Source organism: Mesorhizobium sp. M0571 (assembly GCF_040320985.1).
GTDB lineage: Bacteria > Pseudomonadota > Alphaproteobacteria > Rhizobiales > Rhizobiaceae > Mesorhizobium.
Window position 1 is genome coordinate 1 of the sequence record NZ_JAMYQT010000130.1, and the last position, 1,971, is coordinate 1,971.

At 59.3% G+C, this 1,971-nt stretch carries 1 protein-coding gene and 1 pseudogene; both read right to left on the minus strand.

The window, feature by feature from the left end; all coding sequences use genetic code 11:
- Positions 1-257 precede the first annotated feature (257 nt).
- Positions 258-1,373: a Fic family protein gene (locus NKI85_RS37630; protein ID WP_352780947.1), complete on the minus strand. Its 1,116-nt coding sequence runs from the start codon at positions 1,371-1,373 to the stop codon at positions 258-260.
- Between the two features lie 244 nt (positions 1,374-1,617).
- Positions 1,618-1,942: pseudogene (locus tag NKI85_RS37635) on the minus strand (MarR family winged helix-turn-helix transcriptional regulator); the annotation flags it as partial.
- Positions 1,943-1,971 lie beyond the last annotated feature (29 nt).

Sequence of the window (1,971 nt, forward strand, 5' to 3'; positions counted from 1 at the left end):
TTGTTCAGGTTTCTCGCTACCACTCGAAGGCCAGCCCGCCCCTTCCGCGCGCTTCTTTCCCCCAACGCGCGTTGAGTTAACACTATACCACCGGCTTCCACCGGGACCGGACAATCAGCATCGCACCGCGCGACTTTTTGCGTTTCCGGTCTCGTGTAACCCAATCGACGACCTCCTGCCGGGTTGCAGCCCGCCACCCCTCGATGCTCAGGCAGGCAGGCTCTTTGACAGCCTGCCTCTTCTTTCTCTATTGTGGTTTACGTGCGGCCATCAAGAATGTTCAACGCGTAACGTGTGTGTCGCCGTTCGCCGGTTCTTATCAGTGCACCGTTGGCAACGAGGTCCTGCAAATCTCTTGTTGCCGTCGCGCGCGATGCCTGCGTGATGGCGATATAATTCTCGGCGCTGAGCCCCCCTTTGAACCCGTCGATGCCCGCGCGGAACATCCGGGCGATGACCTTTTCCTGGCGCTCGTTGAAGTGATCCCGGTGGCGTTCGTAAAACTTGGCCTTGGCGACGGAGAATTCGACACGAGCGAGCGTTACGCGCTGCGCTTCGAGGATCGTGTTGGCGAAGTAGAGCAGCCAATCTGTTACCGCGTTGCTCGTGTTGCTGGCCTCCAGATGGTCGTAGTAGGCCTTGCGGCGGCGCTCTATCGTGTAGGCCAACGCGATGAGGCTGGGCTCACCCAGGTTTTGCGCCAGCGCCTTTTCGCAGAGGGCACGCCCTATGCGGCCGTTGCCATCCTTGAACGGGTGAATGCTCTCGAAATAAAGGTGCGCGATGGCGGCACGCGTCAACGCTGGGAGCGGTGTCTTGCCTTTGGGTGAGGTATCGTTGAACCAAGCGGCGAAGGCGTCGATTTCGGGTTTCACCCGCGCGGAGGGCGGCGCTTCGAAATGAACTTTGGGCTTATCCAGCCGATTGGAAACGATCTGCATGGCATCGGCGTGCTGGCGATAGTTGCCGATGGTCTCGATACGCCGCTCACCCGACATCACCATCTTGTGCCATGCGTAGAGAGTGCGATGCGTCAGCGCATCGGCAAAATGCAAGTAGACATCGGCCATCATTTCAGCGATGCCGCGCTCGGCAGGCGGAATGCGCCTGGTCTCGCTGCCCAGACCAAGTTGCTGGCGCAGGGATGATTGCAGGCTCTCGCGGTCGAGGTACTCTCCCTCAATCGCGGATGTCTTCAAGGCCTCTTCGCTGATAAGATCGATGCGGATCTGGTCGCGATCGTCGGAACCGACATGACGAAAGACGCCTAGGAACTCGCCCGATCGCAACAGGAACTCGCTTTCCAGCGGTTCCAACGCCTTCTTATCGTAGGTAAAATGCGGCCAGTCCGCCTGCTCCCAATTCCATACCATGAGTTATAGGGCACCTTTCTATAACTCACGATAGCAACAATTGTGAGCTATGGCAATCTTCTCCATGGCTCAGAAGTCGCGGCTTTGCCCCGGCGCGATCCAACGGCTAACCATCCAGATCAATTTAATCATGCTTGTAGGGCCGCCGCATTGCGGGCCGCGCTCAATCGTTGCTCGAACGTTTCGGTTTTTTCTCCCAGCTCAATGAGCGGCTTAAGTTCTTCATACCCCGCACGTGCAGCGACACGCGACGTGGTGCGACGGGATGACAATGGCGTGTGACCAGGCCGCATGCTTCCAGCCGCTTGAGCAACGGCGTCAGCGTCGCCGAATCAAGCCCAAGCACTTCGCCAAGCTCGCCCACCGTGCTTGGCGCTCGCTCCCATAGCGCGAGCATCGCCAGATATTGCGGGTAGGTCAGCCCCAGCGGATCGAGCAGCGGCCGGTAAAGCCGGGTCATCAGCCCGCTTGCCGAATAGAGCGCAAAGCAGAGCTGCTGATCAAGCCGCCGAAATCCCGCCGGAAGCCGCCGGGAGGTCCTGGGGTCTGGTTGTGATCTCTAAGGGCATGCTGCCTTTGCCGGAAGTGCCACCGCCGA

Coding starts and splice junctions, on each gene's coding strand:
- NKI85_RS37630 (WP_352780947.1), bottom strand. CDS start 1,373: ATGGTATGGAATTGGGAGCAGGCGGACTGGCCGCATTTTACCTACGAT.